General features: G+C 32.7%; 25 protein-coding genes. 9 read left to right on the top strand and 16 right to left on the bottom strand.

The genetic code is table 11. The features are described 5' to 3' along the window. Positions 1–110: 110 nt before the first annotated feature. Positions 111–1,442 carry a D-serine ammonia-lyase gene (locus ACUL40_RS00855; RefSeq protein WP_000658539.1) on the bottom strand — a complete coding sequence of 444 codons (1,332 nt, stop codon included), beginning with the start codon at positions 1,440–1,442 and terminating at the stop codon, positions 111–113. Between the two features lie 150 nt (positions 1,443–1,592). Between ACUL40_RS00855 and ACUL40_RS00850 the strand changes: the two genes are divergently transcribed. After that, positions 1,593–2,138: a helix-turn-helix domain-containing protein gene (locus ACUL40_RS00850; protein WP_000427637.1), complete on the top strand. Its 546-nt coding sequence runs from the start codon at positions 1,593–1,595 to the stop codon at positions 2,136–2,138. A 39-nt stretch (positions 2,139–2,177) separates the two neighbouring features. Here ACUL40_RS00850 and ACUL40_RS00845 read toward each other — a convergent pair whose 3' ends face one another. Next, a complete protein-coding gene (locus ACUL40_RS00845; RefSeq protein WP_002025592.1) occupies positions 2,178–2,354 on the bottom strand; it encodes a hypothetical protein in 177 nt (58 codons plus the stop codon). A 143-nt stretch (positions 2,355–2,497) separates the two neighbouring features. On the opposite strand from ACUL40_RS00845, the gene ACUL40_RS00840 reads away from it, so the two are divergent. Then, positions 2,498–3,592 (top strand): response regulator aspartate phosphatase, encoded by a 1,095-nt coding sequence (locus ACUL40_RS00840; RefSeq protein WP_000114849.1) that lies wholly within the window; start codon positions 2,498–2,500, stop codon positions 3,590–3,592. Continuing rightward, positions 3,592–3,729, top strand: a complete 138-nt coding sequence (locus tag ACUL40_RS00835; protein WP_000724012.1) for a hypothetical protein — start codon at positions 3,592–3,594, stop codon at positions 3,727–3,729. The genes ACUL40_RS00840 and ACUL40_RS00835 overlap by 1 nt, the downstream gene beginning before the upstream one ends. Before the next feature lie 121 nt (positions 3,730–3,850). On the opposite strand, the gene ACUL40_RS00830 is transcribed toward ACUL40_RS00835, so the two are convergent. The 6 genes from ACUL40_RS00830 to ACUL40_RS00805 form a co-directional block, all read right to left on the bottom strand. Further along, complete coding sequence (locus tag ACUL40_RS00830; protein WP_000454844.1) at positions 3,851–4,531, bottom strand: prolipoprotein diacylglyceryl transferase family protein; 681 nt, start codon at positions 4,529–4,531, stop codon at positions 3,851–3,853. Between the two features lie 17 nt (positions 4,532–4,548). Then, positions 4,549–5,103 carry a TlpA family protein disulfide reductase gene (locus ACUL40_RS00825; RefSeq protein WP_000733176.1) on the bottom strand — a complete coding sequence of 185 codons (555 nt, stop codon included), beginning with the start codon at positions 5,101–5,103 and terminating at the stop codon, positions 4,549–4,551. A gap of 18 nt (positions 5,104–5,121) precedes the next feature. Continuing rightward, a complete protein-coding gene (gene ccdA, locus ACUL40_RS00820) occupies positions 5,122–5,835 on the bottom strand; it encodes a cytochrome c-type biogenesis protein CcdA (RefSeq protein WP_000990443.1) in 714 nt (237 codons plus the stop codon). A gap of 53 nt (positions 5,836–5,888) precedes the next feature. Then, complete coding sequence (locus tag ACUL40_RS00815) at positions 5,889–6,701, bottom strand: M56 family metallopeptidase (protein ID WP_000871937.1); 813 nt, start codon at positions 6,699–6,701, stop codon at positions 5,889–5,891. 4 nt (positions 6,702–6,705) lie between these two features. Next, complete coding sequence (locus ACUL40_RS00810; protein ID WP_000495053.1) at positions 6,706–7,119, bottom strand: BlaI/MecI/CopY family transcriptional regulator; 414 nt, start codon at positions 7,117–7,119, stop codon at positions 6,706–6,708. A 107-nt stretch (positions 7,120–7,226) separates the two neighbouring features. After that, positions 7,227–7,625, bottom strand: coding sequence for a DUF3942 family protein (locus tag ACUL40_RS00805; protein WP_000347525.1), 399 nt, complete (start codon positions 7,623–7,625; stop codon positions 7,227–7,229). A gap of 392 nt (positions 7,626–8,017) precedes the next feature. On the opposite strand from ACUL40_RS00805, the gene ACUL40_RS00800 reads away from it, so the two are divergent. Continuing rightward, positions 8,018–8,716, top strand: coding sequence for a peptidase E (locus ACUL40_RS00800; protein WP_000762118.1), 699 nt, complete (start codon positions 8,018–8,020; stop codon positions 8,714–8,716). Between the two features lie 56 nt (positions 8,717–8,772). Here ACUL40_RS00800 and ACUL40_RS00795 read toward each other — a convergent pair whose 3' ends face one another. Together ACUL40_RS00795 and ACUL40_RS00790 are read right to left on the bottom strand one after the other, a co-directional pair. Next, on the bottom strand, positions 8,773–10,182 hold the full coding sequence (locus ACUL40_RS00795; RefSeq protein ID WP_445422939.1) for an MATE family efflux transporter: 1,410 nt from the start codon (positions 10,180–10,182) through the stop codon (positions 8,773–8,775). A gap of 97 nt (positions 10,183–10,279) precedes the next feature. Further along, on the bottom strand, positions 10,280–11,044 hold the full coding sequence (locus ACUL40_RS00790; RefSeq protein ID WP_001280271.1) for a DUF2087 domain-containing protein: 765 nt from the start codon (positions 11,042–11,044) through the stop codon (positions 10,280–10,282). Positions 11,045–11,734: 690 nt separating this feature from the next. Between ACUL40_RS00790 and ACUL40_RS00785 the strand changes: the two genes are divergently transcribed. Then, entirely contained in the window at positions 11,735–12,157 is a 423-nt protein-coding gene (locus ACUL40_RS00785; protein ID WP_000669069.1) for a PH domain-containing protein, read from the top strand. A gap of 95 nt (positions 12,158–12,252) precedes the next feature. Here ACUL40_RS00785 and fumC read toward each other — a convergent pair whose 3' ends face one another. Further along, the gene (gene fumC / locus ACUL40_RS00780; RefSeq protein WP_000456608.1) at positions 12,253–13,641 is read right to left on the bottom strand and encodes a class II fumarate hydratase; all 1,389 of its coding nucleotides are present in this window, start codon (positions 13,639–13,641) and stop codon (positions 12,253–12,255) included. 191 nt (positions 13,642–13,832) lie between these two features. On the opposite strand from fumC, the gene ACUL40_RS00775 reads away from it, so the two are divergent. After that, positions 13,833–14,543, top strand: a complete 711-nt coding sequence (locus ACUL40_RS00775) for an SDR family NAD(P)-dependent oxidoreductase (protein WP_000759544.1) — start codon at positions 13,833–13,835, stop codon at positions 14,541–14,543. Positions 14,544–14,559: 16 nt separating this feature from the next. Then, positions 14,560–14,940 carry a MerR family transcriptional regulator gene (locus tag ACUL40_RS00770; RefSeq protein ID WP_000291863.1) on the top strand — a complete coding sequence of 127 codons (381 nt, stop codon included), beginning with the start codon at positions 14,560–14,562 and terminating at the stop codon, positions 14,938–14,940. A 40-nt stretch (positions 14,941–14,980) separates the two neighbouring features. On the opposite strand, the gene nhaC is transcribed toward ACUL40_RS00770, so the two are convergent. From nhaC to ACUL40_RS00750, 4 genes are all read right to left on the bottom strand, one after another. Next, positions 14,981–16,384 carry a Na+/H+ antiporter NhaC gene (gene nhaC / locus ACUL40_RS00765; protein ID WP_000843992.1) on the bottom strand — a complete coding sequence of 468 codons (1,404 nt, stop codon included), beginning with the start codon at positions 16,382–16,384 and terminating at the stop codon, positions 14,981–14,983. 463 nt (positions 16,385–16,847) lie between these two features. Continuing rightward, the gene (locus ACUL40_RS00760; protein ID WP_001104669.1) at positions 16,848–17,507 is read right to left on the bottom strand and encodes a class I SAM-dependent methyltransferase; all 660 of its coding nucleotides are present in this window, start codon (positions 17,505–17,507) and stop codon (positions 16,848–16,850) included. A gap of 112 nt (positions 17,508–17,619) precedes the next feature. Then, positions 17,620–18,504 carry a TIGR03943 family putative permease subunit gene (locus ACUL40_RS00755; RefSeq protein WP_079004209.1) on the bottom strand — a complete coding sequence of 295 codons (885 nt, stop codon included), beginning with the start codon at positions 18,502–18,504 and terminating at the stop codon, positions 17,620–17,622. A gap of 13 nt (positions 18,505–18,517) precedes the next feature. Further along, complete coding sequence (locus ACUL40_RS00750) at positions 18,518–19,510, bottom strand: permease (protein WP_171287437.1); 993 nt, start codon at positions 19,508–19,510, stop codon at positions 18,518–18,520. 168 nt (positions 19,511–19,678) lie between these two features. On the opposite strand from ACUL40_RS00750, the gene ACUL40_RS00745 reads away from it, so the two are divergent. Next, the gene (locus ACUL40_RS00745; protein WP_000757677.1) at positions 19,679–20,866 is read left to right on the top strand and encodes a GTP-binding protein; all 1,188 of its coding nucleotides are present in this window, start codon (positions 19,679–19,681) and stop codon (positions 20,864–20,866) included. A gap of 35 nt (positions 20,867–20,901) precedes the next feature. Here the strand turns inward: ACUL40_RS00745 and ACUL40_RS00740 are convergent, their stop codons facing one another. Next, positions 20,902–21,213 carry a DUF3784 domain-containing protein gene (locus ACUL40_RS00740; protein ID WP_000879374.1) on the bottom strand — a complete coding sequence of 104 codons (312 nt, stop codon included), beginning with the start codon at positions 21,211–21,213 and terminating at the stop codon, positions 20,902–20,904. Positions 21,214–21,351: 138 nt separating this feature from the next. On the opposite strand from ACUL40_RS00740, the gene ACUL40_RS00735 reads away from it, so the two are divergent. Beyond that, positions 21,352–22,317, top strand: a complete 966-nt coding sequence (locus ACUL40_RS00735) for a DMT family transporter (protein WP_445422940.1) — start codon at positions 21,352–21,354, stop codon at positions 22,315–22,317. Position 22,318 lies beyond the last annotated feature (1 nt).

Genomic DNA, 22,318 nt, shown 5'->3' with positions numbered 1-22,318 from the left:
TATTTATTCAATATTAGTTATCCTTTATATATACTATAAAGAACTATTGTGAAAATAACAAAGATTTTTATGTACATGAAAAAATGAGGCTACAACTAGCCTCATTTTTCTTATATCGTTAATTCCAAACCTTTCCTATAATATTCATCCATTGTATCGTTTGGAACCATACTTCCACCCGTTCCCCACACAATATGAGTACCTTTTTTCACCTTCTCTGTTAACTGTAGCTTTTGTAAATACTCATCTTCTTTACATACTTTCACTGGCCCTATCATACCTGCTAGTGCAGAAGGCTCTAAATAAATATTCTCCGTATCAGCTAGCTCTTTTAACAATCTATATAACTCTTCATCGCTTACTGTGTAATTCCCACTCAAAAATGGTTCCATCGTTTTACCGACAAATCCAGATGGCCTTCCTACCGCAAGTCCATCCGCATCTGTTACATTATCAATTCCGATATCTTGAACGGAAATTTTGTCATGAAGGCCTGTCATTAAGCCGAGTAACATACAAGGAGAATGTGTTGGCTCTGCAAAGTAACAATGAACATTATCTTTATACAATAACTTTAAACCGAATGCTACTCCGCCAGGTCCTCCTCCTACTCCGCACGGAAGATAAACAAATAAAGGATGATTTTCATCTACTACAACCTCTAACTCTTCTAATTGCTTTTGTAATCGTGATGCTGCTACTGCGTATCCTAAAAATAAATCATGCGAGTTTTCATCGTCTACAAAATAACAGCTAGGATCCGCATCCGCTTGTCTTCTTCCTTCTTCTACTGCTTTGCTATAATCATCTTCATATTCAATAACGTTTACACCTTTACTTCTTAATAAATCTTTCTTCCATTCTTTTGCGTCTGCTGACATATGAACAGTTACATTAAAACCTAGATTCGCACTCATAATCCCTATGCTAAGTCCTAAATTCCCTGTAGAACCTACTGCAATTGAATATTTCGAGAAAAACTCTCTACATGTATCACTATCTAAAACGGAATAATTATCTTCTTCTGTTACCATTCCGTGCTGCAATGCTAGTTGCTCAGCATGTTTCAACACTTCATAAATACCGCCCCTAGCTTTAATTGATCCTGATATTGGAAGATGACTATCACATTTTAATAATAATTCTCCTAAAATAGGTTGCTCATATTTTCTCTCTAAAGCTTCTTTCATAGAAGGTATTTTCACTAAAGGTGATTCGATTATGCCGTTCGCCCCTTTCGTTTCAGGAAAAACTTTCGCAATATATGGTGCAAAACGCTTTAATCTCTCTTCCGCATCTTTTACATTCTCTTCATTAAGTGGTGAATCTTTTATTGCTGTTTCATACTTTTCTATGTTTGGATTTATCCAAAATACTTCTTCTGTTGCAATAAGCTTATTCACTAATGGATATTCTGCTTGTAATGCCCCTATTTCTTTCATTTTGTTTCCTCCTTATATCCTTGTAGCTCACCATACAATAAATTATAATTAAATTAATTTTAATATAGTTTAACACAAATAATCCCATTAAGTTAATTTTAATTTAATTTATTTAAATATAATTTAATAATTATTAAGGAGATTTTCATTATGGAAAATATAGATATTGGTAAAAAAATTGAAAAACAAAGAAAAGAAAAAGGTTTAACTAGTAAAGAACTAGCAAAGATGGCCGATATTACACCATCAATGTTAAGTCAAATTGAGCGCGGGTCCGCTAACCCTTCTATCCAAACATTAAAAGTGCTTGCTAAAGCTCTTGATGTGCCAACATTTAGCTTTTTACTTGAAGATACAAATACAGACGATTTAATTGTACGTTCCCATAAACGAAAGAAAATGATTATTGATAATTTATCATATGAAATGCTTTCACCTGATTTCACTGGAAATTTAGCAACAGCAATTATGACCGTCCCGCCTAATACAGCTTCATCAGAAAATGTGCTAGAACATAAAGGAGAAGAATTAGCATTTGTCTTAGATGGGAAAATCACATTATATTTAAATGAGGAAGAATACGTATTAGAAACTGGCGACAGTGTAAAAATACCTGCTTATTTAAAGCATAAATGGGTGAATCATTTTGAAAAAAACGCGATAGTCCTATTTTCTGTTACTCCGCCGATTTTTTAATATATCAATAAAAACAGGATGATTCTTATAAAGTGAGGATTATCCTGTTTTTATTAAATAAGAAAGTGAAATTTTTGTTAAAAACTTAACAGTTGGACCCAATCCGAACAATCCTCCTAAAAACATATTTACAAGTAAAACTATCCCTCCCATTGATGCTAACGTATCATGAGTCAGATTCATCCCACCACTACCAGAGGCACTTGTAATATTCACATAAAAATAAGAAATATGTAAAAATTAATTAATTTTTCAGAATTTTGTTGAAAAATATGATAAAATCACTCTTATACTTCTTCTATTTTGCTATTATAGAAATAATTAAATTAGGATACTTTTATCGAATGGGGGAATATATAATGAGTGTGTTATTAAAAGGGCATGAACAGATTGTCAACGAATTAAACATTTTATATCAAGTAATGGTAGCGGAGCAATTAATTGAAGCGAAACAATTAAAAGAAAAAATAGAGAAACAGATTAATAAAATTGAAGCTGATCAAACTCTATCGCTTTACTACTCCCTACTAAACTTTAAATATAAGGTCCTAACCGATTGGACAAACATTAAGTATGATACTTTTAGTCAAATTGTTCGTTTAGACAATCCAATAACTGAAGACTTTATTACTTATTATTATCACTTTTTTAAAGCTGAACATGCTACCATTATTGGAAATTATGATGAAGCAAAAAAAGAATACGAAAAAGCTGAATCCCTTTTAAAACATGTACCAGGCGAACTAGAAGAAGCTGAATATAAATATAAATTTGCTATATTTAATCACCATACAAACAAACCACTTACAGCAATCAATTATGCAAATCAAGCTAAAGAGATTTTCTCAAAATATCCACGTTATGAAATTAAAATAGCTCTATGCGAAAACATTTTAGGCTCATGTTCTGTTTATTTAAAACAATTCGAACAAGCCGAAGAGAACTATAATTCAGCAATCAATATTTTACAAAAGCTGAAAGACGATACACTAATCTTAAAAGTTCGAAATAACTTAGGTTGGCTCTACTCTTCTCAAAATCTATCAACCCTTGCTATTAGACATCTTACAATAGTTACAAACAAATTACCTAAACACCTAAAAGCCAATTTTCTACAAGCCAAAGAACATTTTAGTTTAAATGAAAAAGAACTTGCAAACGATTGGGTTCAAAAAGGCTTAGAAATTTGTAATGAATTAAATAATCAAGAATATAAACACCATTTCACTATCTTAAAAACACAACACACTGGTATTCTAGACGACTTAGAAAACGCAATCATTGCAGGCACTACATATTTTAACAGTAAAGAATTATACGATTATGTACAAGAATATTACGAATTATTAGCAGTAGAATTTCATAAAGTGAATAAAATAGAGAAATCTCAAAAATATTTTTTCAAAACTTACGAAGCAAAACAAAAATTATTAACTAAGGAGGCACTAAGATAATGAAAAAGATTAGTTTAGCTATTTTAACCTTTACATGCATACTTGCTTTTGGATTTAATAATTTTACTGAAAGTCAACAAGCAAAACAACTTCCAAAATGGGATACAGATAAACAAGAAACACATGCAGACCTATAGAAACCTAAAAACCCCTAATAAAGGGGTTTTTAGATTTCTACAATATAATGATTTAGCATATGATGAAGAAATATGCTTATAAAAGATAGCCATACAGATACTCTCTGTACATGGCTATCTTTTATTTTTTCGGCACCAACAAAATCCCTAAACTAATAATACAAAAGCTCATTATTTGCTCTGCTGATAGACCAAACAGAACCGAATTTTGTTCACTAACAAGCGAAATAATAATATGAGCAAACCCCTCAATAATTAGAAAAACACTTATATTCTTTCCATTTCCGAGCCTTTCATTTTTCATCCATAACAAGCCCATTATACAAAGAGCAAGGATGATCTCATATACGAAAATAGGATGATATAAAAATTTAGATTCATATATATTCATTCCCCATGGTAGTGTCGTTTGTACACCTACTTCATGATGGAATAGAAAATAAAAGATAATGCACACACACAATCCAAAAGGGAGTACATCAAGTAAAATACGAAGCAAAAATTGTTCCTTTTTACTTTTCCAAACAATGTATACACTCGCAATTACGCATCCTACTACAATATGTTGTATACTTCCAATAGCTAATATTGCTTGCACTGGTGCCCCAAAAGCCCATACAGGATTTAAAATTGCTGGTGCAAACTTCCATACAAATACGATGATAAGAAAAGCATTTGTTACGGCATCCATCATTTTTTCATATGATACATTTTGATACTTCATCTTTCGTTTCATCAACATAAAACCAAATAGACTTCCAATTATAAGAGATATGGGTTGTAACCTCACAATCCACTCCATCGTCACCAAATCTCCTTTTAATTCTCAATCAATTTCTTAAATTTCTTTTCTAATTGATCTGGTGGTAATACACCTCGTACATGATCTACTATAATTCCATCTTTATTAACAAAAAATGTCGTCGGTAAAGAGAATACTTTATAATCTAGTCCAGCTACTCCGTCCATATCTAGTAGAACAGGAAACTCAAAACCATAACGATTAGCAAATGCGCTTGCTTCTTGTACTGGGTCACTAACAGTTGCATTCACCGCAAAAATTTCAACATCCTTTTTATATTTATCATACATATGAACTAAGTCAGGTGCCTCCATTTCACACGGCCCACACCATGATGCCCAAAAATTAATAATATACGGTTTTCCCTTTGCATCATTTAACGACTGTAACTTTCCGTCTAATCCTTTTAATGTGATGCTAGGTGCTTTAAAACCGACTTGTGGTAATACTTCTTTCTCCTGTAACTCTGCTTGCTTTGCTTTTCTTTCCTTTTCTTCTTTCTTTGAATTATAAAAGTTAACCCCCGCCCAAGCGAGAGCACCTACTAGTATAATAGCAATTAGTTTCTTCACTTTTCTTCCTCCTCATTTTTAAAAACCTGTAAATCCACCGAATAGACGAATAAAGAATGCTGTAATTTTCGTCATTTGATTTGTATACAATAAAATACCTGTTACAATCATCATTCCACCGCCAATTTTCATCATGACATTGGCATATGTAACAATCCATTTTACCTTCCCAATAAAGAATGCCATCACGAAAAATGGAACCGCAAACCCAAGAGTATACGCTGTAATATAAAGAAGCGCCCCTTCAGGATTCGTCGCGCCAAGCATGAGTACAGCTGAAAATATCGGTCCAACACATGGCGTCCAACCTGCTGCATATGTCATACCGACTAAAATCGAGCGAATATATCCAGTCGATTTACTTCTATACTGCACCTTTTTCTCTGCCATAAGCCACTTAGGCTGAAACAAGCCCGTCATAAATAGCCCCATTAAAACAATAAAAATCCCACCAATTTGTTGAATCAATTTTTGGTTAGATGAAAATGTTATTCCAATCCAGCTTACCGATAAACCTAACGCGTAAAATATAACCGAAAATCCGATCATAAAAAATACTGTATGTATAATCGCTGATTTTTGCATAATTCCACGATTTTCTTTTAAATCTTGGATAGACACACCGGTAATATAAGATAAATAAGATGGATATAGCGGTAAAGAGCACGGTGATATAAATGACAATACTCCCGCCCCAGCCACAAGCCAAATTGTTAAATCTGCTGCATTCATTTTATTCCCCCTTAAACACTACAATGAGTAGTGTTTATTCTTAAAAAAAGAGGCTATATGCACTCTCCGACAATAAGTACAACCGACATACAGAATAAACCTACTGTTACATATACCGAATTCGTATGTAACGGAATAGTAAGCTTAACAACCTTTTCATTTAACACTTGCTCGATTCGTAAATTTATTGCTGTTTTTGCAAATGAAGCTGTAACACATCGATTTTCCATTGTCTTTATTTTAATTAATTTTAATAACGCGCTACCTAACTCAAATGAAGATTCCATTTTTTGCATCGCATATTTATCAGCAGCTAGCTCCTGATACGTATGATATCGCTGTAACAACCCTTTTAATATCGGTATGTACATCATTCCTTCTGCTAATAGCGTAAAACAAAATAATTTTAGCGGATCCCAATTCTTTTGATGATATTCTTCATGGAAAATAATTGCATCTATTTCTTCATCTGAAAATGTTTGAAGCATCCCTTCTGACATGACAACTTTCGGACGAAATAGCCCAATTGTATATGCCGCAACTTCCGTAGTCGGCAATATATATATTTGTTTTCCTTTTCGGACGAAAGGGATAAGTACTTTTTGTAATTTTTTACTATAGAAAAATTGTCGCCAAATTCTTTTGCACACGATTAATACAGTAAGTAGTAATAATCCAGCGATTATAATACGAATCAGCGATAATTCTTTCATATGTTTTTCTAACTGGAACAAGCAAAAATTTGAAAGAAGGAACATCTTATTTTGAAACAGAAATGGATATGTAACGTAATACACTAACATACTGAAAAAGAGGATACTAACAATTACTGCTAACAATACGATTTTACGCATTTGCCATTTCATTTCATTAATCCTCTCTTTTTAACTGACTCAATTTGTCTTCTAACTTTTTTATTAAAGTCGGATCAGCCTGCTCTAACTCATCTAACATATGATTTACAACTAAATCTCCAAATTCCCCCATCAATTCCTGTGTCATTTTCTTCGTTTGATTGGATAAGAATTCTTCTTTTGTTTGTACAGCACGATATATACCACTTCTTTTCACAGTCTGTTTTTCTAAGTGTAATTTCTCTACTAACCTGTTCATAACTGTCATAACAGTGTTAAAATTCACAGGTGATTCTTCACTTAATTTCTGCTGCACTTCTTTAATAGTAATACCATCGCTAGACCAAACAATCTCCATAATTTTCGCTTCAAGCGGTCCAAAGAAATGATTTAACCCGTGCTCATTTAACTTATAGTTTTGAGTAAACATTGTACAACTCCTTTCACACTACGAATTGTAGTATAAATTAAATGAAAGGTCAAACGTAAATGATATATATGAAAATTAACTACCCATAAATACATAGGCTATTCCATTCATTTTAAACCTAATTTTTCTCCAAATGTATCAAAAAGATACTGCTCTAATATTTGTACACTAAACTTCTCATTACGTCCAAGTGCAAATAATTCCCGATCTTTCGCTACGATAGTATCTAACGGAATAGCTACATTATCCACTATTTTTGTAATTTCAATTATATTACTTTTTACATTTACTTCTGTTTTAAATTCAACGTTTTCTAACACTATATGTGAACGTCTTCCTGATGCAAAAAAAGTAAAATTAGGATTTTTAACAACGCCAATTTCAGTCTCTAACGCATATAAATAGTGAAAAATTACATCTCTGTGTCCATCTTTTATTATTTTTTCATCCTTCTCATCGTCTAAGTATTCTTTCAGCTTCGTTGTAAATTCAAATCGAAAATCCACTTTTTTCACTCTCCTTCTTTGTATTTCATATTAAATAAATATATTGAAATAATTTTAACATATTGTAATACAACTTCCTATTAAAAGTAAAAACTGTTTTAAAAAATCGCTATTATTTCCGATACCCTTTTAAAATATAAGTATAAATTCAATATGAATCAATGCGTCATTATATCTATTTAAACATATTTTTTCCATATTTTGAAACATTAGTATGAAATATTATATATCAATGTATGGTTTCTAATGCATTGGTATATATAGTCAGTAGTTTCTTTACTATTCCGATATACTTAAGCTACATTTTCTAATTATTGATTACATTACGGAAGGAATGTAACTCTCTTCTATCGAATTTTTATATAACAAAAATAATTAGGTGGTGCTTTACTATGAAATTAGCTGTCATTGGTGGCGGTGATTTACAAGATTCAAATCACTTGCCTATTAATGAACGCCTTATAGAATTAACAAATAAACAGTACCCAAAAATATTGTTTATTCCAACGGCTAGTCATGATGATGAAAGCTATATAAAATTATTTTTAGACACTTTTGAAAAACAATTACATTGTGAAGTACAAATTTTACGTACTACAACAGATTCACCTTCAAAGTATGAAATAGACGAGATGATTCATTCAGCCGATTTAATTTATTTAGGTGGCGGGAACTATATTCACATGCTTACGCAATGGAAAGAACATAGACTCGATGAAAAATTATTATTGGCTCTGCAGCAAGGAACACTTATTGCTGGTTATAGCGCTGGTGCTATGTGTTGGTTCACGTCTAGTATCCGATCAGATTATGAAGGTTCTGGTTATATAGAGAGTAACGGATGGGGTATTGTTAATAAAAGATTTTGTCCACATTATAATCAATTAAACAGAATGAACGCCTTCCATTCCTTTTTACAAAATCATCAAGGGAATATAGAAGGAATTGCACTGGAGGATAATTGCGCTTTATATATTACAGAGGAATCCTTTGAGATTATCGGTGAACCGGAAAGAGCGTGGGAGTTTTATATGAGTGATAAAACACTCATTAGACAACATTTTGATATAACTTTAAAAAGCTATTTATAAACCTGAACTTACGAAAAAATGTCCCTAAGTCTAATAACTTAGGGACATTTTTCTATTTAACTAACTAATCGTGTAATTCGTTTCTTTTGCCATGAAAGCTTATAATATGCATACTGTAATATTAAGCTGACAATAAATGCTGCTGGATACCCGATCCAAATGCCTTCTATTCCAAGACTTGTATGGTAAGAAAGATAATATGCTACGGGTACTTCTACAAGCCAAATTGAAACAACTCCAATAACAGTTGGCCAAAGTACTGTACCGCTCGCTCGCATTGTCGCACTAATAATTTGTGCATGACCGAAAATTAAATAACTCCATAATGTAATCATAACTAAGCTATGAGCAATTTCAATTGTAGTTTGACTCGTTAAAAATAGTGATAAAATGTCTCTTGAGAATACGTAAATAAGAGATATTAACACACCACCGATGACGTAGTTCATAATAATTCCGGCCTTCACAACTTTCTGTAATCGATCAAATTGATTCGCACCAATCGATTGTGCCGCAAAAATGGAAACTGTAATACCAAGGCTAACTGCTGGCATTTGTACATAACTTGCAACTTGATTCACAACGCCGTAAGCAGCTGTTGCATCCGAACCGTAACGATTTACAAATGCGATTACGGCAATTTCAGATAATGAAACTAATATCATATTAATACTCGCTGGAATACCGAGCCTTAGTAATAGCTTTAATAACTCCCCATCCATTCGAAGGTATTTTCTAACCGTTCCATCTAGTTGTAATGGGTGATTTTTCTTCTTTAAATACACAAGCATGACAATAAACGTAATAACTGTAGATATAACAGATGCATAGGCCGCTCCATACACATCTAATTTCGGAGCTCCTAACCATCCAAAAATAAGAACCGGTAATAAGATCATATTTAGCGCTGTACTTACAATTAAAAAGTAAAATGGCGTTTTAGAATCTCCTGTACCTCTCATAAATGTTGTATATGCGAAATATAAAAATAATACTGGCATCGATATAAATAAAATCCGTGCATAATGTACACTTATTTCAATAATATTTTCTGGCGTTCCCATTAGACGCATAATATCCATCGCAAAAATACTGCCTATTATCGCCAATACAACTCCAATAATAAAGGTAAACGTCAACGTCGTACCAACGATAGCTTTTAAACGATCTTCGTTTTTAGCACCAAACGCCTGACCAATTAAAATAGAGCTTCCTGAACCGATACCAATTACAAATGAAACGAGCAAGAAAAATAATGGGAAGAATGCTGATATAGCCGCTAAATCATTAACTCCAAGCCATCTTCCTACTACTACCATACCAAATAATTGTCCAACTGATTGTAGTACATTACTTAATAATAACGGTACTAAAAACATCGACATCGATTTCCAAATCGGTTTACTCTCACTTTCCAACTTATGTGACTCCGCACCTTCTTTATTGTTATCTGCAGGTGGTTTCAAATTTCATTTCTCCTTTTATTAAACATCTATTTTCAATCTCTATCTCTTTGTATAGTTGTTATAATACTGTGCTTCTATTCATTTTCTTTTCGTATGATTATAACTTCACCCAATATTGACTTCCATCGGCTGTTCGATCTAAAAATCCATATTCGATTAAATATCTTCTTAAAGTTACAAAATCAGGGTATACATTTTCTATCACTGTATTTACTTCTTTTTCAGTATACTTTTTATTACTATCAAACTTCTTCACTAAATGGCGCAATATAATTAATTTACGCTTTTGTTTCTTCGGAAATTTAGAGAGAGGTCCATCTAATCCTTCTGTAAAATGAGCTTTTAATACTTCATCATTTTCTTCTTCCGTAATATTGTATCGATCATCCACCATCGTTGCTGTTCTATGAATTGGCACAAATTTCGTTTGTACTTTTGATTTTTCTTCTGATAATTCCATTAGCGCTAAAAATACTTTTGCTTGCTTCATTTTCTCTCGCAGTGTAAATCGATGATTACGAATTGTTGATGTACTTCCGCCATCCATCTCTTTTACAATTTCTTTATCATTCAGTCCCATATGGAAAAACTGAACCATTTTCTTTTGTAAATCCGTTAAACCAGTAAATTTCTTATCCATATTTAACAAATAATCAAACATAGACGTATGCTCATTTTGAATATGCAATTGGACGAACTTCTCTGCTTCATACAAAATTTGGTTATCTTGATAAATAACACCTTTAATAAATGTTTCACCACAAGCTAAGCAAATGTACTCCTCTTTTTCTTCATCAAACACATACCCTTTCTTTAATTCCTCTATTGACGCATCCCAAAACTTCTCTGAAATATCGCTCATACTAAACACTCCTTCAAAATGTTTATTTAAAACCAAACAAATCAACATATCGTTTATTATCACTTCATCATCTTATCACAACACAAACAAACATTTCAACGTTTCGTTTGCCCATTTTATAAACTTTTATAAAAACATCTAACAAAAGGGTTTAATACAACGAAAAGCGAATATGTTTATACAAATTCATTTTATAGGATGTGAAATAGAACATAAATATTCTTTAAGACCCTTAGTTTACCGTTAAACAAATTGCACAGAATACATATGCGATTAGTGAATATGGAACTGGTATTCACTCATTCCAAAACTTCAGTATTCAATTTTAACTACAAAAAAGATGTTTTCGTATAAGAAAACATCCTTTACTTTTTATATATTCTATTTACAGTCTCTACTAAAACCTTACTTGCTTGTACAAATGTATGCTTTCGATTTCTATCTTCAACAAATTTATTAGCACAACTACTCATAATGATCATACAACTAATTATGACTAACGCTATCTTTCTATTCTTGTAAGTCACTTTATGCCACTCCACTATTACAAAACTTCTTTTGAATTTATCCCATCAAGAAATTTTACATGAATAATAAAACGCGCGAATATGCAATTCTGCATATTCACACGTTTTATCACAATGTTATGATTTAATTTAGTTAAAGAACAAGTATACCGAGGTGACTAACTTGAAATTTAAAGCGAAAAAAAATCCATTCCACGTCATTTTCATTACATTATTTATAATTATTTTTTTCGTTTCGTTATTCTTCCAAAATGAAAATTCTATTTTTTTCACTCTCATGATGCTATTAAATATCGTGAATCTTTCTTCATTCTATTTCTCTCACTACAACATAACGGAATCATCTCTTGTTGTAAAACACGGTTTCATTTTTCATACTGAAATTCCATTTGAAGATATTCGTCACGTTAAATACTCTGGTAAAAAACTTCATTCAAAAAAATGGACTAGACAACAATTAGAAATCCATTACAATTTATTTGACTCAGTGACCACTTTCGTACCACTAGAAGAAGAAAAATTCATTTCACTCTTAAAAGAGAACTGCCCACAGATGAAAGTAATGAATACGCCTGCTAACAAATAATATATTTTGAAGCTTGTAGTATTGCAAGTAGATGAAACATAAAAATGAACATCAAAAAAGCCAAGATTCTATACTAAGAACCTTGGCTTTCTCTATTACTCTTTTGGAGCAATCATTTTCTTTGGATCTACAATTTCATCAAATTGCTCTTCTGTTAGTAGCCCAGATTGCAATGCTGCTTCTTTTAAAGTTAACCCTTCTTTATGAGCATGCTTCGCAATTTTCGCTGCATTTTCATATCCGATATGTGGGTTTAGCGCTGTTACAAGCATTAGTGAACGATTCACATTTTCATTAATTACTTCTTCATCTGCTTCAATACCAACTGCACAATTGTCATTAAACGAAACAATTGCATCCGCTAATAAGTGAGCTGATTGTAAGAAGTTATAAGCAATAACAGGTTTAAATACATTTAACTCAAAGTTACCTTGGCTCGCAGCAAATCCGATTGTTGCATCATTCCCCATCACTTGCGCTACAACCATCGTTAATGCTTCACTTTGCGTTGGATTTACTTTCCCTGGCATAATAGAGCTTCCCGGTTCATTTGCTGGAATAATAATTTCTCCAAGACCACTACGTGGACCACTTGCAAGCCAACGTACATCGTTAGCGATTTTCATTAAATCCGCAGCTAATGCTTTTAATGCACCGTGAGTATATACAACTTCATCATGGCTCGTTAATGCATGGAACTTATTTGGTGCAGAAACAAATTGTTTACCTGTAAATTGACTAATTTCCTCTGATACCATCTCACCAAATTTAGGATGAGCATTGATACCTGTTCCAACCGCAGTTCCACCAATTGCTAACTCTTTCATATATGTATTGCTCTCTGCAATCATACGCTCTGTTTTTTCAAGCATACGGTGCCATCCGCTAATTTCTTGCCCTAAAGTTAACGGCGTTGCATCTTGTAAATGTGTACGACCAATTTTTATAATATGTTCAAATGCAGTTACTTTTTCTGCTAAAGTTTCTTTTAATTTCGTAATTGCTGGTAATACGTGATTTTCTACTGCGATTACACAAGCTACATGAAGCGCCGTTGGAAATGTATCATTTGAACTTTGTGACATGTTCACATCATCATTCGGATGAATATGTACGTCAGATCCCTTCTCTTTCAAAATTTGATTCCCACGATTTGCAATTACTTCATTCACATTCATGTTTGACTGTGTACCACTACCTGTTTGCCATACGACAAGCGGAAAATGTTCATTCCATTTCCCTGCAATCACTTCATCCGCAGCTTCTACAATTGCTTCTGCTTTTTCTTCTGATAGCTTTCCTAATTTTTGATTGCTAAGCGCTGCACTCTTCTTTAAAATTGCAAATGCTTTTACAATTTCAAGTGGCATTTGCTCTGTTCCAATTGGAAAGTTTTCTTTACTACGTTGTGTTTGTGCTGCCCATAATTTATCAGCTGGAACTTTTATTTCTCCTAATGTATCTCTTTCAATTCTGTACTCCATGTTTTCATCCCCTTGAAAATATAATACCTACATCTCTTATAATAACAGACTTTCTCTTAAATGATAAGAATTCTCACTCTTATATATAGATATTCTATATTTATTTTAAAAAATTCCTCTTGACCTAAACTTAAGTTTAGGCTGTATCCTTTCCATTGTAACCTACTATAACACTACTGGAGGAATTCAATATGAAAAAATATGCTTTTATAACAGGTGCAAATAAAGGAATTGGATATGAACTTGTACGTCAATTAGCAGAAAAAGATTATCACGTATTTTTAGGTGCTCGTAATGAACAACTTGGACAACAAGCCGTAGAATCTTTAAATGTTTCAAACGTTTCCTATATTCAAGTAGATATTTCAAATTCACAATCCATTCAAGAAGCAATAAAGAAAATTTACGAAATGACTGACCACTTACATTTATTAATTAATAACGCAGGCATAGCGCTAGACTTCAATACACTACCTAGTGAATTAAATATTGAAACTTTACGCCAAGGATTTGAAGTTAATTTTTTTGGAACTTTCCAAATGATGCAAGCCTTTTTACCATTATTAAAGAATTCAAGCAACAGTAAAATAATAAATGTAACAACTGACATGGCCTCACTAACAATGTTTGCTAATGGTGAAACACATCCAATTAATACACTAGGATATAATTCTTCCAAAACAGCTATTAATGCTTTAACATTAGCTTTTAGTAAAGAATTTGCCACTAACGGTCCAGAAGTATTTGGGGTAACTCCTGGTTTTACAACTACGGATCTTAATGGAAATTCCCCTGGTGGCCATACAACCACTGAAAGTGCTAAAATTATTATTAAATATGCATTAAGTGAAACAAACTATAATGGTAAAATACTTAACAAAGATGGCATTATACCTTGGTAATAAAAGGATGAATGATATGTATTATACAATTGGGCAAGTCGCCAAAATGCAACATTTAACTATTTCTCAAATACGTTATTACGATAAACAAGGACTGTTTCCTTTTCTGCAAAGAAACGAAAAAGGAGATCGAGTTTTTGATGAAGAAGCACTGAAATATTTAGAAATGATTTTGTGTTTAAAAAACACCAGTATGCCAATTCAAAAAATAAAACAATTTATCGACTGGTCTATGGAAGGAGAATCTACCATCCTTCAAAGGTTAGCATTAATGAAACAACAGGAGACCAATGTCTTACAGCTCATGCAAGACACTGAAAAAAACTTAAAAAAGATACAACAAAAAATTGCTAAATATGAGAATGAAATAACTTCAGCAAATGCTATTAAAAAATAAAAAAATCACCTTCTACATATTGTAGAAGGTGATTTTTATTTTATGATGCTTGCTTTCCTTTATCTGCATCATCTACATACCAGATGAATTTGCCTGTATATCCGTAAATAACTGCTAAAATTAACGATACGAAGCTTAACCACATAAACGGAACGTATGAGAACGTTGCTACACCTAAAATACCCGCCATAAAAATACCATTATCAGACCATGGAACCATACCTGAAGTTAACGTTCCACCTACTTCTGAGTTACGCGCTAATACACGACGGTCTATTTTTAATTTATCATAGCTATCTTCCATAATTTTTGGTGTTAAAATTAGTGATACATACATCGCACAACCAAATATATTAGCTAAGAATGCCACGATTAATGTAGACAATGTTACATTACCTGCAGAATTTAATTTCTTCTCAAATTTTGATACGATTACTTTTAAAACACCTAGTTTTTCAAGTAATCCACCAAATCCTAAACCGAAAATAATAACGGCTACTGAGCCAAGCATGCCGTTAATTCCACCACGGTTTAATAACTTGTCAACAAACTCAACACCAGATTGAATTGAGAATCCGTTATAAGCTGTTCCAATCGCCTCTCCAAAGTTCATCCCTTGGAAAAGAGTTGCCCAAATTGCACCAATTAAAGCTCCCATTGCAATTGTTGGCATAGACGGTTTCTTCATCGCTAATAGAACGATAACAATGACCGCCGGAACAAGCATCCATATTTTAATATCAAATTGCTTTAATAAAGCTTCTTTTAAAAATTCTACTCGATTCAAATCTACATTATCGCCGCCATACATCCAACCAGCTACAGTAAACATAATACTAGTAATAATATAAGCCGGAACATCTAATACGAGCATAGCTCGAACGTGAGCAATAACATCTACTTTCGCCATAGAAGCTGCAAGAACTGTGCTATCAGAAAGTGGTGATAATTTATCGCCGAAATAAGCTCCTGAAAGAACTGCACCAGCAACAAGCGGAAGTGGTAAACCAAGTCCTTCACCAATCGCCATCATAGCAATACCTGCTGTTCCCACTGTTCCCCAAGACGTTCCTGTTGCGATAGAAGTTATAGAACAAATAATTAATGTTGCTAATAGGAATATGCTAGGGTGAATAAATTCTAATCCATAATAGATTAATGTTGGTACTACCCCACCAGCAATCCACGTTCCAATTAAAGCACCTACTGCAACTAAAATCAGTATTGCTTCTAATCCGTTAGAAATCCCTTTCGTAATTGCATCTTGCAATTCTTGATAACGAAATCCTAATCTTAATCCAAGCGCAATTACTAAAAACCATGAAATAAATAGCGCTAATTGAATTGGGAGATCAAAAATCGTTTGGAAGGAAAAGACAACAGCAAGAAATAGTAATAAAAGAACTATGATTTCTAGCATCGATGGTAATCTTACACTTTTCATTTTTTTCTCTCCTTACAAGTCGATAACATGACGTATGTCGTCTTACATGTATGTAATATACAATTAGCGAAGACAAAACAAAATTTTCATATTATTTCGATTTATTTTTCCAGTATAATATATTCACAACCCTTTCTATTGTAAAAGTAGATTACGTTTTTCGCAATGAAAAATATAAAAAATGTTGTATTTTTATTTATCCCGATATTTTCGGCCAATAAGACCTCCGCCTTAAAATTCAGTAAGTGCAAAGCACTTAGGTAAGAAATTAACTACTGTAAAATTCCGAATCGATATGAACATATTAAAGCTTCACTTTATTTACAAGGAACAATCCCATACTAACTTTTTTAATATTTGCTGCAACAAAACTTTTTACAACTATCTTAACTTTTTAATTCACACCATTATTTTCTACGCAAAAAATAGGGCACACATCCTTAAAATGATGTATGCCCTATCTTTATTTATACATATTTTGTATTTCTTCTTTATTTTTAAGTATTTCCTCAAACTTATCACTACAACCCTTCGGAAATAACACTCCCAGTCCATATGAATGCGCAAATTGAAAATGAGGGCACTTCGCTTTTACCTCATCCCAAAACTTATACACGCCGAAATCACCACTTCTAACTTCAATATCATGAAATAATACAATACCGTTTTTCGCGACTTTCGGTAGCCATGTATTATAATCGTGAGAAACAGCTTCATACGTATGATAGCCATCAATATGCAAAAGATTTATCGTTTCATCTTGAAACCGGTCTACAGCATCATCAAAAGTAGATCGAATTAAATTTCCTATATTAAGGTAGTTATCGCTCACTACTTTTTCTACTATTTGAAAAACCCCTTCTCCATATGGACCTGTATGCCCATCTCCAGCCCAAGTATCTACTGCAAAGCATTTAGTCGATAACCCTCCATCTTTTACTCCTTGACAAAAACTGAAGAAAGAAGCACCTAGATGTGTACCTAACTCAACTAAAGTTTCCGGTTTTTCAAATCGTACTAAGTCATATGCAAAATCTAAATGTCCACTCCACGCAGATTGTGACCGAATAATAGGACTAAATGTTTCAAATTCAAATGATGGTTTATGAGTAACCCAGTTCATCGCATAACTCCTTCTGCACATATTTTTAACAAACCAAATTACTCTTATCTTTATTTTTTTATTGCCATGATTATGATTCTATTTCATGAAAATATGAAGAATTTATTCTTTTCTATTGAGGTAAAGCATCATATACATATGGGTCAGTTGGCTTATTAATTTTCTCGATTTTGTTTACTTTTACAAGTGGAAAGACTGTTCCTTTATATGTCGTTTCATCTAATAATCCTGTTATTTTCACCCATGTTTCTTCTGGAATTTTTTCAATATTTTTCCCGGTAACAATCATCCCCCAGACTGATGCATCCGCAATACAACAAGTTATACCATATCGAGCCACTACTGCTTTATTACCCGTCACATCTTTATCCTTATATATAAACCCTAAGAATGTAATTTCTTTCCCTTTAAACCAATTGACATTTTGACCAATTACATTCATTGTTTGAACATAATCCTTATCCTTTACTTGTAGTTTACGCTGTCCTAACATACTTTTTACTACTTGCTCTTCCGTTTTATAAATCGTTGCTAAATTTGATGTTTCTTCTGGATCAACTGATACTTCTCGCCCATCAAACTTAACCTGTTTCCCCTCTTTTTCGTTTCTTTCTAGACTTCTCGACTGTACACTTTGATTCATACCCCTTTTTCCTGCTAAACTTCCATCAATTGTTACACTTCCAAAGAGAAAAGCACTAACTATCGGAACGACAAATAAAACATATACAAAGAAACTTTTTATCCCTGATTTTGATGTTGTATGATGTTTACAACAATTACAATCATGCTGTTTTTCTCTTCCATCTCTCCAAACTTGTACAATACCAAAAATTAAAATTACTACAAAAGCTATATACGTAAATTTGATCATTTTTGGAGCGATAAAATTATAAATATTCCCTGTTACAAGTAGTTTAAATAAGAGCATTGCTAAACCAATTAAAATAATGCCACGAATATAGCAATGATATGCCTTCTGCTCCTCTTTCCCCATTCTTTCTCACCTCCTATAACATTATGATTTGCAGGATGGTATACACAGATATAATGACAATTCCTATCAAAAAGAATACAAATCTCTTTTGAAAATATGCAAATAGCATTAACGTATTTTTCATATCAAGCATAGGCCCAAACACAAGAAATGCGAGAAGTGCCTTTACCGAGAAAACATGTCCAAAAGATGCCGCTATAAAAGCATCGGCTGCAGAGCAAATTGATAAAACATAACCAAATCCCATCATAATAAAGGGGGCAATTACTTCGTTATGTGCTACTGCATCCAGTACATTCCGATCAAAAAACGTTTGAAATACACTTGCTAAAAAAGCACCAATCAATAAATACTTACCAGTATCAAAAAACTCATCTACAATGTGATTCATAACATCTTTCCAACTCTTTTTATTGCTTGTTTGAACTGAAACCTCTACATCTTTTAAAACATTTCTTTCGCGATAGCAATAATACACAATTAGACCTATGAATAGAGCAACTAAAATTGTTATCCCAAAGCGTGCATATACAACGTAATCATTTTTTGGAAACGCATATACAGTAGATAAAAGAACAACTGGATTCATAATGGGTGCACTCAGTAAAATAACAATGCCTACATGAAGTGGCAACCCCTTTTGAATGAGCCTTCTTACAATTGGTATAATGACACATTCACACATTGGAAAAAGAACTCCCACAAATACTGCCGGAATCATTGCAACAATCGGAGATTTCGGCAGTACTTTTTGAATCATATCTTCCGTCACAAACACTTGAATACATGAAGAAACAATTACCCCTAATAAAATAAAGGGTATTGCTTCAAAAATGATACTTAAAAATACTGTATTCACATTCAACCATTCCTGTGGCATATTTTTGTGCAAATTTGCTAGACTTGTAAAATCTACAAAAAATAATAAAAAGAGAAACATAGCGATAAGAGCTATGCCTACTAATTCTTTTGAAACTCTATTAAAGACCAAGCTTCTCGCCTCCATTTTATTTATATGTAAACATGTGCTTGTCCAAATGCTCCATACTACAGCACAAATTTTATAGTCTATTTCTATTCTTAAATCGTAATCATTATGATTTATTCTTGCTTTTTCTTTCCCTATCGTTTAACATAAAACGTAATCATTACGATTTAAAGGAGAGATCATTTCATGAAAAAAGTACCTATCACTGTATTAAGTGGTTTTTTAGGATCTGGAAAAACTACCTTACTACATCACATTTTGACTAATAAGAATAACTTAAAAGTAGCTGTTATCGTTAATGATATGAGCGAAGTAAACATTGATGCATCTCTTATAAAAAAGGGTGGTTTTTCACGTACGGAGGAAAAACTAGTAGAAATTCAAAATGGCTGTATTTGTTGTACACTACGAGAAGATTTAATGATAGAAGTGAATCGTCTTGTGGAAAATGGTGATATTGACTATATTATTATTGAATCTTCTGGTATAAGTGAGCCTATTCCAGTTGCTCAAACGTTTACTTATACAGACGAAGTTCTTAACATTGATTTAACGAAAAATTGTCGCCTCGATACGATGGTTACAGTTGTAGATGCAAACAGATTTTGGGATGATTTTGCAGATGGAGAAAGTTTATTAGACCGAAAACAAGCAATCGATGAGAATGATACCCGGGAAGTTATTGATTTATTAATAGATCAAATTGAGTTTGCAAACGTAATTATTCTTAATAAGATAGATTTGCTAGAAAAAGAAGATGTGATAGAGCTTCATCATTTACTAAAAAAATTAAATCCTAATGCAAAAGTTCTTGAATCTTCGTTTAGCAAAGTACCATTACAAGAAATTTTAAACACAAATCTATTTAATTATGAAGAAGCCAGTCAATCGGCCGGCTGGATACAAGAATTAAATAGTGACTATCATACACCGGAAACGGAAGAATACGGTATCAATTCCTTTGTTTACCGCCGCAAATATCCTTTCCATCCCGAGCGCCTTATGAATTGGCTAGAAAAATGGCCTTTAGATGTTGTAAGAGCGAAAGGATTCTTCTGGCTGGCATCTCGTAATAATATGATAGGGCTTCTATCTCAAGCAGGTTCCTCTATTACAATTCAAGGAGCCGGTGAATGGATAGCCGCATTACCTGAAACTGAAAGAAATCAAATGATTGCAGAAGAACCAGAAGTATTAAAAAACTGGGACGAGCGATATGGAGATCGAATAACTGAGCTCGTATTTATCGGTATTGATATGAATCGTTCTGTGATTGAACAATCATTAGATGATTGTCTATTAACAGAAAAGGAAATGGGACAAAAGTGGAATACATTTATTGATCCTATTCCGGCTTTTACTTATACTTCATAATAATTAATAAAAGGCTTCAGTAGAATGAAGCCTTTTTACTTTATAGCACTCTTATTTAATAGGTTTGCTTTAATTATAAATACAATTGTAACTAAAACAATTAATATAGCATATACGATACCAACTACATCCCCTATTTTTTCTAAGCCAAGCGGTAATATTATAGTAGCAACTCCAACTATATAAGAAAATGCTCCTGAAAGCTTCGCTAATTTATTTTTATCTCCAACAAACGTTTCTTCTTGATATCCTGCTAACAAAAACAACCTCTTTTTCACATGTATTTGATACCCTAAAAAAATGATAAGTAACCCAACAAATAAACAAACTAAAAATCCAGCTAACATATACTCCCCCTCCTCTACAATATTTTACTATACATAAAAAAAATAAAATTAGAAATTTCAGTTTATTAACGAGTTATTCTGTGATATATTGCATATTGTATTCAATTTATATTTTTAGAAAGGAGAATTTTAAATCATATGGATTCAAATCGATTAAAAGGAATTATAATGGTCATAATCGGTGCTTGTTTATGGGGCTTGTCTGGTACAGCTGCACAACAGCTTTTTCAATATGACAATGTTTCAACCGAATGGTTAGTTACGATCCGTTTACTTATATCTGGAATTATTTTGCTCATTATTTCCTCATTCGGAACGAGAAAAAAAGAGATATTTGGCATTTGGGAACAAAAATCTGATGCTATTAAAATGATTTTGTTTGGTCTATTCGGTATGCTTGCTGTACAGTATACGTATTTCGCTTCAATTAAAGAAGGAAATGCTGCCGTGGCAACATTATTACAATATTTAGCTCCTATATTCATCACTGTATACTTACTTTTCAAATGGAACGTTCGTCCATCAAAAATTGATTTCATTTCAATTACCCTTTCATTAGCAGGCACTTTTCTCTTACTAACAAACGGGTCTGTTCATAACTTGGCTGTTTCTACACCAGCTATTATTTGGGGTATTTTATCTGGATTATCTCTCGCTTTTTATAGTTTATATTCAAAGGAATTGTTAGAAAAATGGTCTTCCTCCGTTATCGTTGGATGGGGCATGATTATTGGGGGTATTGGTGTAACGATTGTACACTTTATTTCTACAAACGAATTCATTTTATTATCAACTATGAAATATGTAAAACTAAGTACCCTACCGCTCATCATATTTGTCGTCATTTTCGGGACACTTATTGCCTTTTATTTATACTTAGACAGCATACGATACCTGACTCCGAAAGAAACAACATTATTTGGTTGCACAGAACCACTCGCAGCTATTATTTCTTCTATACTTATATTGCACGTGCCATTTCAATCTTTTCAGTTATTAGGCGCTTTTTGTGTCATTGTAATGGTGCTCATCTTAAGCCAAAAACCGGATGAAGGGAAACAAAAATTAAAGCTTGTTCATGCAAAAAAGGAAAATATACAATGAA

The sequence above is a fragment of the Bacillus sp. KNSH39 genome (assembly GCF_052656585.1).
Note: the sequence above shows the minus strand (reverse complement) of the source record. Positions and strands in the feature narration are given on the sequence as shown.

What these genes read in the sequence shown, in the direction of transcription:
- ACUL40_RS00855 (WP_000658539.1), bottom strand. Translation starts at nt 1,442, where the DNA reads ATGAAAGAAATAGGGGCATTACAAGCAGAATATCCATTAGTGAATAAG.
- ACUL40_RS00850 (WP_000427637.1), top strand. Translation starts at nt 1,593, where the DNA reads ATGGAAAATATAGATATTGGTAAAAAAATTGAAAAACAAAGAAAAGAA.
- ACUL40_RS00840 (WP_000114849.1), top strand. Translation starts at nt 2,498, where the DNA reads ATGAGTGTGTTATTAAAAGGGCATGAACAGATTGTCAACGAATTAAAC.
- ACUL40_RS00835 (WP_000724012.1), top strand. Translation starts at nt 3,592, where the DNA reads ATGAAAAAGATTAGTTTAGCTATTTTAACCTTTACATGCATACTTGCT.
- ACUL40_RS00830 (WP_000454844.1), bottom strand. Translation starts at nt 4,531, where the DNA reads ATGGAGTGGATTGTGAGGTTACAACCCATATCTCTTATAATTGGAAGT.
- ccdA (WP_000990443.1), bottom strand. Translation starts at nt 5,835, where the DNA reads ATGAATGCAGCAGATTTAACAATTTGGCTTGTGGCTGGGGCGGGAGTA.
- ACUL40_RS00815 (WP_000871937.1), bottom strand. Translation starts at nt 6,701, where the DNA reads ATGAAATGGCAAATGCGTAAAATCGTATTGTTAGCAGTAATTGTTAGT.
- ACUL40_RS00810 (WP_000495053.1), bottom strand. Translation starts at nt 7,119, where the DNA reads ATGTTTACTCAAAACTATAAGTTAAATGAGCACGGGTTAAATCATTTC.
- ACUL40_RS00800 (WP_000762118.1), top strand. Translation starts at nt 8,018, where the DNA reads ATGAAATTAGCTGTCATTGGTGGCGGTGATTTACAAGATTCAAATCAC.
- ACUL40_RS00790 (WP_001280271.1), bottom strand. Translation starts at nt 11,044, where the DNA reads ATGAGCGATATTTCAGAGAAGTTTTGGGATGCGTCAATAGAGGAATTA.
- fumC (WP_000456608.1), bottom strand. Translation starts at nt 13,641, where the DNA reads ATGGAGTACAGAATTGAAAGAGATACATTAGGAGAAATAAAAGTTCCA.
- ACUL40_RS00775 (WP_000759544.1), top strand. Translation starts at nt 13,833, where the DNA reads ATGAAAAAATATGCTTTTATAACAGGTGCAAATAAAGGAATTGGATAT.
- ACUL40_RS00770 (WP_000291863.1), top strand. Translation starts at nt 14,560, where the DNA reads ATGTATTATACAATTGGGCAAGTCGCCAAAATGCAACATTTAACTATT.
- nhaC (WP_000843992.1), bottom strand. Translation starts at nt 16,384, where the DNA reads ATGAAAAGTGTAAGATTACCATCGATGCTAGAAATCATAGTTCTTTTA.
- ACUL40_RS00760 (WP_001104669.1), bottom strand. Translation starts at nt 17,507, where the DNA reads ATGAACTGGGTTACTCATAAACCATCATTTGAATTTGAAACATTTAGT.
- ACUL40_RS00755 (WP_079004209.1), bottom strand. Translation starts at nt 18,504, where the DNA reads ATGGGGAAAGAGGAGCAGAAGGCATATCATTGCTATATTCGTGGCATT.
- ACUL40_RS00750 (WP_171287437.1), bottom strand. Translation starts at nt 19,510, where the DNA reads ATGGAGGCGAGAAGCTTGGTCTTTAATAGAGTTTCAAAAGAATTAGTA.
- ACUL40_RS00745 (WP_000757677.1), top strand. Translation starts at nt 19,679, where the DNA reads ATGAAAAAAGTACCTATCACTGTATTAAGTGGTTTTTTAGGATCTGGA.
- ACUL40_RS00740 (WP_000879374.1), bottom strand. Translation starts at nt 21,213, where the DNA reads ATGTTAGCTGGATTTTTAGTTTGTTTATTTGTTGGGTTACTTATCATT.
- ACUL40_RS00735 (WP_445422940.1), top strand. Translation starts at nt 21,352, where the DNA reads ATGGATTCAAATCGATTAAAAGGAATTATAATGGTCATAATCGGTGCT.